The organism is Moraxella atlantae NBRC 14588 (assembly GCF_001591265.1).
GTDB lineage: Bacteria > Pseudomonadota > Gammaproteobacteria > Pseudomonadales > Moraxellaceae > Faucicola > Faucicola atlantae.
The window spans coordinates 1-8608 of record NZ_BCUL01000038.1 but is presented as its reverse complement, the minus strand read 5'-3'; the positions used below and the strand labels follow the sequence as shown (position 1 = coordinate 8608).

The window sequence follows — 8608 nt, the reverse complement described above, 5'->3', positions numbered from 1 at the left end:
TGAGGAATCATAACGCTATCATGACCCAACTTGCGCCCACCGCCACCCTCATCGATGATATCAACACACTACCCACACCCTTTTATCTGATTGATAGCGCACGTTTGCAACATAATATGCAAATCATGCGACGCCTGCGTGAGCTATCAGGCGTCAAGGTACTACTGGCACTCAAATGCTTTGCCACGTGGTCGGTGTTTGATATCATGCGTGAGGCGATGGACGGCACCACCTCATCGTCACTTAATGAAGTACGCTTGGGCAAAGAGCAGTTTGGCGGCGAGACCCATGCTTACAGTGTGGCATTTAGCGATGCAGAAATTGATGAAGTCATCGGCTACGGTGACAAAATCATCTTTAACTCAGCCAATCAGTTGGCGCGTTTTGCTGCGCGTGTACAGACGCTAAAGCCTGATATGCCGATTGGTTTGCGCCTTAATCCGCAAATTAGCAGCTCATCATTTGACCTTGCTGACCCTGCGCGTCCCTTTAGCCGTCTGGGTGAAAGCGATATCCATATTTTTCTGTCCAATTTACCGACCATCTCAGGCGTGATGATTCACAACAACTGTGAAAATCGCGACTTTGATCGCTTTGATGCCATGCTTGCCGATATCGAGGCGCGTTACAGCGAATTATTGCATAAGCTTGACTGGGTCAGCCTTGGTGGCGGCATTCATTTTACCGCGCCTGATTATCCATTGGAGCAATTTGCCCAGCGTCTGCGTGCGTTTAGCCAAACCTATGGCGTGCAGATTTACCTTGAACCTGGTGAGGCGAGCATTACCCAAACCACAACCTTGCACACCACTGTGCTTGATGTGCTGCACAATCAAAAAGACTTGGCGATTGTCGATAGTGCGACTGAGGCACACGCGCTGGATTTGCTGATTTATCGTGAGTCGGCGGCGTTGGCGCAAATTGGGCAGCAATCTGTGGATATTGCACCAAGTGTTGGCGATCACCACACGCTTATTTGTGGTAAATCTTGCTTGGCAGGCGATATTTTTGGTGAGTACGATTTAGGAGGGCGCAAACTCAATGTGGGTGAGCGTGTGGCATTTGCCAACATGGCAGGCTACACGATGGTCAAAAAGAATTGGTTTAATGGGGTTGCCATGCCTGCTATTGTCATCAAGCGCCTAGATGGGCGTTATGAGATGGTGCGCGAATTTGGCTATGATGACTTTAAGCACAATCTATCTTGAATTTAGATTTTTTGGCTAAATGTATAGCGTGACGTATAGATTGGCTAGTTGCTAGCCAATGGGCGGTTCGGGTTTTGTTCGCTTCCTTGTTTGCCCGAGCTTGTTTTGGTTGGTCAGTGGTGGAAAATTTGACTTTGGTTAAATTTAGCCTAAGCAAAAAGACGCCTGTACCGTGGTAAGGGCAGTGCAATTCCCACTGGCGCATGAAAATAAAGGATTGACATGAAACGTAACGTATTAATCATCGGTGCAGGCGGTGTGGCACAAGTCGTTGCCCACAAATGCGCCCAACACAATGACGTGCTTGGCAATATCGCCATCGCTGCACGCACGCAAGCCAAATGTGATGCAATCGCGGCAGACGTGGCAAAGCGCGGCAGCTTTAAAGTCCCTGCCAGTATTGCAACCTATCAGCTAGACGCGCTAGATATCGAGGCGACCAAGCGTTTGATTACAGACACTAGCAGCCAGATCGTCATCAACGTTGGTTCAGCGTTTGTCAATATGTCGGTATTGCAGGCGTGTATCGACACGGGCGCGGCATACATTGACACGGCGATTCACGAGCAGCCCGACAAAATTTGCGAAAATCCACCATGGTATGCCAACTATGAGTGGCAGCGCAAAGACGCTTGCGCGGCAAACGGCGTAACGGCAATTTTGGGTGCAGGTTTTGACCCTGGTGTGGTCAATGCGTACGCGCGCGCAGGCGTGGATCTGTTTGATGCAGGCAGCGTGACGGATATTGATATTATTGACATCAACGCAGGTAGCCATGGGCGCTGGTTTGCAACCAATTTTGATCCCGAAATTAACTTCCGTGAATTCACAGGTGTGGTATATTCATGGCAAAACCGCCAGTGGCAAACCAATGCCATGTTTGAGGTCAAGCGTACCGATGATTTGCCCGTGGTGGGCGTGCAAGACAGCTATCTGAGCGGTCATGACGAAATTCATTCGCTACACAAAAACTTAGACGTGCCAAACATCCGTTTTTGGATGGGCTTTAGTGAGCATTACAAAAACGTATTTACCGTACTCAACAAGCTAGGCTTGCTATCTGAGCAGCCTGTCACCACCGCTGAAGGACAGCAAGTTGTTCCGCTAAAAGTCGTCAAAGCGGTATTGCCTGATCCAAGCGAGCTTGCCAAAGACTACACAGGCAAAACCTGTATCGGTGACAAAATTCGTGGTACACGCGCAGGACAAGACGCAGAGGTGTTTATCTACAATGTGGTTGATCACCAAGACGCGTATCGTGAAGTTGGCAGCCAAGGTATTTCTTATACTGCAGGCGTGCCGCCTGTTGCTGCTGCAATTTTGGTGGCGCAAGGCACATGGGATAGCCGTACCATGGTCAATGTTGAAGAGCTTGATCCCAAGCCGTTTATAAATCTGCTCAACAACATGGGATTGGTCACGCGTATCCAAGACAGCGACGGCGACCGTGTGCTGGCGTTTTAAACCAGTCGCTTGCTGGCTGGCAGCATAACGACAAAAAAAAGCGCGCCCAAATTGAGCGCGCTTTTGTGTTTGGAGCAATCACTTACAGCACAGTGCGTACGGTTGCCGCGTCATCAAGCATTTGGTATAGGCGATTGACTTGCTCGGCTTCGGTCAAGTATACATTGGCGCGTACTGAGTGAAAACGACCTGTGCGTGATGGTTGCAGGGTCAGGCTAGCAAGGTCAAATTCGGGAAATAGACCGCCTAAAATTAGCTTGACCTCGTCAAGTAGTTCGTCTTTTTTGCCTTCATGCCCGATGATGCTTAGCGGATAATCCATAGGAAATTGCCACAATTCAGGATTTTGAATGTCGGTTTTTTTGCCAACTTGTGGACGTGCGCTATCGATAGCGGTTAGGTTTACGGTTTTATCGCTCATACTTTCCTCTAATTTTTGCAATAATAAAACGGTGAATATTGCTATCAATGGGGCAGAACAGCGGTTTTTCAAGACACACCCCAATCGCCAAAAATGTGCAACAAAAAAGGAAGCCAACGCTTCCTTTTTTATCTTTTGCCATCTATTAAGTCAATTAGTCGTTTTCTAAGAATGAACGCAAATGCTCAGAGCGTGATGGATGACGTAATTTACGTAGGGCTTTGGCTTCAATCTGACGAATACGCTCACGGGTGACATCAAACTGCTTACCGACTTCTTCTAATGTGTGATCGGTTGTCATGTCGATACCAAAACGCATTTTTAGCACTTTGGCCTCGCGCTCAGTCAAGTTTGCCAAAACCTCACGAGTAGCTTCTTTTAAACCTTGTGCGGTCGCCTCATCGACAGGGCTGCTGATGCTTGAATCCTCAATAAAGTCACCCAAATGTGAGTCTTCATCATCGCCAATCGGTGTTTCCATCGAGATCGGCTCTTTGGCAATTTTAAGCACCTTACGCACTTTGGCTTCATCCATCTCAAGGCGCGCGCCCAATTCTTCAGGCGTAGGCTCGCGTCCCATCTCTTGCAAGAGTTGGCGCGATACACGGTTGATTTTGTTGATCGTTTCAATCATGTGCACAGGAATGCGAATGGTGCGCGCTTGGTCAGCAATCGAGCGCGTGATGGCTTGGCGAATCCACCACGTGGCATAAGTTGAAAACTTGTAACCGCGCCGATATTCAAATTTATCCACCGCTTTCATCAAGCCAATGTTGCCTTCTTGAATCAAATCCAAAAATTGCAAGCCACGGTTGGTATATTTTTTGGCAATCGAAATCACCAAACGCAAGTTTGCCTCAACCATCTCTTTTTTGGCGCGGCGAGCTTTGGCTTCACCTGTAGACATGTTGCGTGCGATTGGCTTCATGTCGCGGATTTGTAGTCCCAAACGCTGTTCATAATCGCGAATTCGCCCTTGATACAGCAAGACCTCATCAACCACACGCTCAAGGCTGTCGGCATTGCCGGGTTGTTCGGTAATGCGGTTGGGTAGCCAGTCTAAGTTGGTTTCATTGTCAGGAAAGGTGTTGCGAAATTCATCACGCGACATCTTGCCACGGCGAATCACCAATTTCATGATGTGGCGTTCGTGGTTGCGTACGTCCTCATAGGTGTCACGCATCATTTTCATGATGTTATCCGACACACGGCTGCTAAGTTTGAATAGACGGAAATGGTTCGCCAATTCTTCAATCGCCGCTTGTGCATCAGGACTCATGCGCCCATGGGCATTGATGACCGCTTGCGCTACCTCATGGTAGGCAAGTAGCTGCTCAAAGCGTTGTTTGACTTCTTCAGGATCAAGCCCTGTTACTTCATCGCTGCTGTCATCATCGCTGCTATTGCTATCATCTTCGTTATCGTCGCTGTCGTCATCTGCGCCATCGTCATCATCGGCGGCTTTTGAGCGGGTCAGTTCAGGCAATTCTGGCTCAGCGTCCGATAATTCTGGCTCGTCGCTGTCATCGGGATCAAGAAAACCTGTGATGATATCCGATATCTTTTTTTCGCCCTCGAAGGTCTGCTGATATTCATCCAACACCAATTCAACCGCACCTGGCCAAAACGTCATGGCATATTGCATGTCACGAATACCTGCCTCGATGCGCTTGGCGATGGCGATTTCACCCTCACGGGTTAGCAAATCGACGGTACCCATCTCACGCATGTACATGCGCACAGGGTCAGTGGTGCGTCCTGGCTCAGACTCCACCGATGCCAATACCGCCGCCGCTTCATCGGCTGCGATCTCATCCTCACCACCACTGTCGGATAGCATGATGTCATCTTCATCGGGCGCAACATCATACACCGAAATGCCGACATCATTAAGCGTTTGGATGATGTCATCAATCTGGTCACTTTCGATGACCGATTCGGGCAATTTGTCGTTAATCTCGGCATACGTCAAGTAGCCTTGCTCTTTACCCAGCTGAATTAGCTCCGCTAGTTGAGAGGTAGAATGTTCGCTCATGAAGTAAAAACACCTTTGTTATAAAATACGGATTGATGACTAAACGCCTAGCACGTACACGGTAAGAGGCAGCTAGACGACAATGGTAAAATGATGGGGAGATTACAGGCAATTTCAAGGTTTGTTTAAAAGATTTTGCCAAAAAGATAGAGCGTAAAACGATGACAATCGGTACAAAAATGTAACGCCAAGCCACTAACTGTCAGCCTGTGTCACAGCAGTTTTGATGACCAATGCACCTTGCACCCGACAGCAGCACGGCAGCAGCTCATCTTCTGCCAACATCACCAGTGGCGACAACGTATAATTAAGCCGCGTTTTGGCATTGAGCGCGCGATACTTGACCTTACACACCCCACAATAACCTTGCCGACACTCAAACCGCGCCTTGATACCAACACGTAACAACCCTGCCAGCAGCGTTTCTTGCTGGTGCAAATAAAACTTATGTAGGTTTAACTTGCCATCGGAGTAAAAAATCCATGCCATGGGTCATAGCTGATTGGGTAAGCTCGTGTCAAAAAAGGCATATTGCCATATCGGGCTTATAACGCTGGGCTTGATTAACCATGCCCAGCCAACTCTACGAAACCGTTAAAGCTCAAAATCGCCAAACGCATCATCCGCAAGTTCAGCATCAATTTGTCCCACCAAATACGAGGTGATTTCTGATTCTTGCGGCGCAACTTGCACGTTGTCTGACGCCAACCACGCATTGATCCACGGAATCGGGTTGGTTTTGCTGTGCGCAAACAACGGCGGCAAGCCAATCGCTTCCATACGTAGATTGGTGATGTACTCTACATATTGGGTCAAGATGTTTTCATTTAAGCCAATCATCGAGCCATCTTTGAATAAGTACTTCGCCCATGCCTTTTCTTGCTCGGCGGCATTGCGGAAAATCGCAATCGCCTCTTCTTGGCAATCTTGCGCGATTTGTGCCATCTGGCTGTCATCACGACCTGATTGCAACAGATTGATCATATGCTGTGTGCCGTTGAGGTGCAACGCCTCATCACGGGCAATCAGTTTGATGATTTTGGCGTTACCTTCCATCAAACGGCGTTCAGCAAACGCAAACGAACAGGCAAACGATACATAAAACCGAATGGCTTCTAGCACATTGATGGCAACCAAACACAAATACAGTTTTTTCTTTAAAATTGGCAGCGATACGTCAATGGTGGCGCCATCAATCGTGTGGCTACCTGCGCCATACAGGTTGTACCACTGTGCGTATTGGTAGAGCTCATCATAATACTTGGCGATATCCTGCGCGCGCTCAAGGATAAATGCATTATCCACAATCGCATCAAAGACTTGCGCAGGCTCATTCATCACATTACGAATAATATGGGTGTAGCTGCGTGAATGGATAGTTTCGCTAAATGCCCACGTTTCAATCCACGTTTCAAGCTCAGGCAGTGACACCAACGGCAACAGCACCGCGTTGGGGCTGCGTCCTTGGATGGAGTCGAGCAAAGTTTGGTATTTTAAATTGCTTAAAAAAATGTGTTGCTCGTGGGCAGGCAGGTTGGCAAAATCCAAACGGTCTTTGGATACGTCAATTTCTTCGGGGCGCCAAAAAAACGACAGCTGTTTTTCAATCAGCTGCTCAAAAATCGGGTATTTTTGCTGATCATAGCGCGCAATATTCACAGGCTGCCCAAAAAACATCGGCTCAGTTAAGGCATTGTTTTTGGTTTGGCAAAAAATCGAATATGACATATGCATCGCCCGATGTTTAAAAACAGTAAAAGCAGACAAGATAAATGGGCAGCTATTTTAGCGTATTTCGGCACCAACATCAATTTTAAACTGCTTTAACCAGACTGATAAGTTATTGAAACAATAAAGGATCGTCGTGGCATCAACCACAAAAACCAAAAGCCACATACAGTAGCTTTTGATTGATTGATTGATTGATTGATTGATTGATTGTTAGCTATGCGCCAAAGCGGCTTAGCTTATCAGCCCAAATCTGTTAGCCCAAGTACGCGTTATACATCCATACCAATTTTTCTTGTTCTTTGACATAGCCTGTCAAAATATCGGCAGTGGCTTGGTCGTCGGCTTGCTCGGCGGTGGCGATGACCTCGCGCTGTTTGGCAATCAACATGTTGAGACCTGTCAAGACGCCTTGCACACACGCACGGCCTTCGCTGACGTTTTTGTCCTCTTTAATCGCTGAAATACGCGCAAAATCGCTATACGCGTGGAGCGGTGTACCACGCAGAGTTAAAATGCGCTCGGCAAGTTCATCAATTTGTAATTGTAGCGCGGTATAAAGCTCTTCAAACTTGACGTGTAGTGTAAAAAAATCAGAACCGCTGACATTCCAATGATAGCCGCGCACGTTCATATAAAATATATGATAATTTGCCAATAGGGCATTGAGTTGATCGACCACGTGTAACACCTCGGCGGTATCAAGTCCGAAATCTTTGATTTTTTTGTCCGTTGATTTTGCCATGGATTACTCCTGTTTGTGCTTACCTGTTTTTAAAAACGTTGGTTCAAAAGATAAGATCACCAACTGATACTTACTATAAGCCCAATTTTATCTTAAATAAAATAGATTATTGTAAAAATATTGATTGATAAAATAAATATTTTTGGCACACAGTTCACAGTCAATCAATCATACAAACGCGTTATCAAATACTGGTGGTTTGGCTAGGCAATGCGCTGGTCGTTGGTAAGCCTTGTACGCCAATGTGTTCTTGCAGATGATGGCGCAAGGTATCAATCGGAAATTTTTGCTGCATCATGCGCTTAGGCACAATTTGGCTACCTTGCTGACCATTTGCCGAAAATACCAAAAAAATATAGTCGGGCGTTTCTTGCCAGTGGCTGATTTGTGACCATTTGATGGTTGCTTGCTGCAGTGCGCTTTGGCGAATCAGTGGCTGATGCATGCCACTGCCTTTGCGCTTGCTGGTGTTTTTTTGTGGGGCGGCATCGGGGGCAGGCAAGCCCAAAATAATACCGTGTGACTGAATGCCAAGCTTGAGCTGGGCAAGCTCTGGTGGCATGGTTTGGCTGGCAGCTTGCTTATCAAACTCTTTTTTGACATACCAACGCAAGCCCACCGTGCGAATCAGCAAAAACACCGCCACACCGACTAACAACAGCCAAAAAATCAGCGTTGAATAACCATGTACCAAAATAATACCTGCAATTGCCACAGCCACCAAGATACCGACAATCACCCATGTTTTGGTAGAAATTCGTGCAAGGCTTTGTTCATTGGAGGCAAATAGCTGCGCTTGGGCTTGGCGAAATTCGGCATCAGTCAAGTGAACATCAATGGGCTGTAGGGTGTAGGGGTAGAGTGCCATAAACCAATCTTTATATCGATCAACGGGTGAAAAGGGCTTGCACCACACATCAGGCAAGCAAGATAAATAAACAAGTTATTTTAGCATCGAATGCTTGGCTAAGCCACTGATGAAAAAAAACGGCGGCAAAAAAACTAAA

At 47.1% G+C, this 8608-nt stretch carries 8 protein-coding genes; 2 read left to right on the top strand and 6 right to left on the bottom strand.

From position 1 onward, the window contains the following. Positions 1-20 precede the first annotated feature (20 nt). Both nspC and MA2_RS10265 read left to right on the top strand, forming a co-directional pair. Positions 21-1208 (top strand): carboxynorspermidine decarboxylase, encoded by a 1188-nt coding sequence (gene nspC / locus MA2_RS10270; RefSeq protein WP_067059531.1) that lies wholly within the window; start codon positions 21-23, stop codon positions 1206-1208. A gap of 222 nt (positions 1209-1430) precedes the next feature. After that, the gene (locus tag MA2_RS10265) at positions 1431-2672 is read left to right on the top strand and encodes a saccharopine dehydrogenase family protein (protein WP_067059529.1); all 1242 of its coding nucleotides are present in this window, start codon (positions 1431-1433) and stop codon (positions 2670-2672) included. A gap of 82 nt (positions 2673-2754) precedes the next feature. Here the strand turns inward: MA2_RS10265 and MA2_RS10260 are convergent, their stop codons facing one another. The 6 genes from MA2_RS10260 to MA2_RS10235 all read right to left on the bottom strand — a co-directional run bounded on the left by MA2_RS10260 (position 2755) and on the right by MA2_RS10235 (position 8469). Then, positions 2755-3093, bottom strand: coding sequence for a YbeD family protein (locus MA2_RS10260; RefSeq protein ID WP_067059527.1), 339 nt, complete (start codon positions 3091-3093; stop codon positions 2755-2757). A gap of 154 nt (positions 3094-3247) precedes the next feature. Then, positions 3248-5128: an RNA polymerase sigma factor RpoD gene (gene rpoD, locus MA2_RS10255; protein WP_067059526.1), complete on the bottom strand. Its 1881-nt coding sequence runs from the start codon at positions 5126-5128 to the stop codon at positions 3248-3250. Positions 5129-5323: 195 nt separating this feature from the next. After that, positions 5324-5617 (bottom strand): 2Fe-2S iron-sulfur cluster-binding protein, encoded by a 294-nt coding sequence (locus MA2_RS10250; RefSeq protein WP_067059523.1) that lies wholly within the window; start codon positions 5615-5617, stop codon positions 5324-5326. A gap of 105 nt (positions 5618-5722) precedes the next feature. Beyond that, entirely contained in the window at positions 5723-6856 is a 1134-nt protein-coding gene (gene nrdB, locus MA2_RS10245) for a class Ia ribonucleoside-diphosphate reductase subunit beta (protein ID WP_067059521.1), read from the bottom strand. A gap of 256 nt (positions 6857-7112) precedes the next feature. Beyond that, the gene (locus tag MA2_RS10240) at positions 7113-7601 is read right to left on the bottom strand and encodes a Dps family protein (protein WP_067059519.1); all 489 of its coding nucleotides are present in this window, start codon (positions 7599-7601) and stop codon (positions 7113-7115) included. A 184-nt stretch (positions 7602-7785) separates the two neighbouring features. Then, positions 7786-8469 carry a YcxB family protein gene (locus tag MA2_RS10235; protein ID WP_067059517.1) on the bottom strand — a complete coding sequence of 228 codons (684 nt, stop codon included), beginning with the start codon at positions 8467-8469 and terminating at the stop codon, positions 7786-7788. Positions 8470-8608 lie beyond the last annotated feature (139 nt).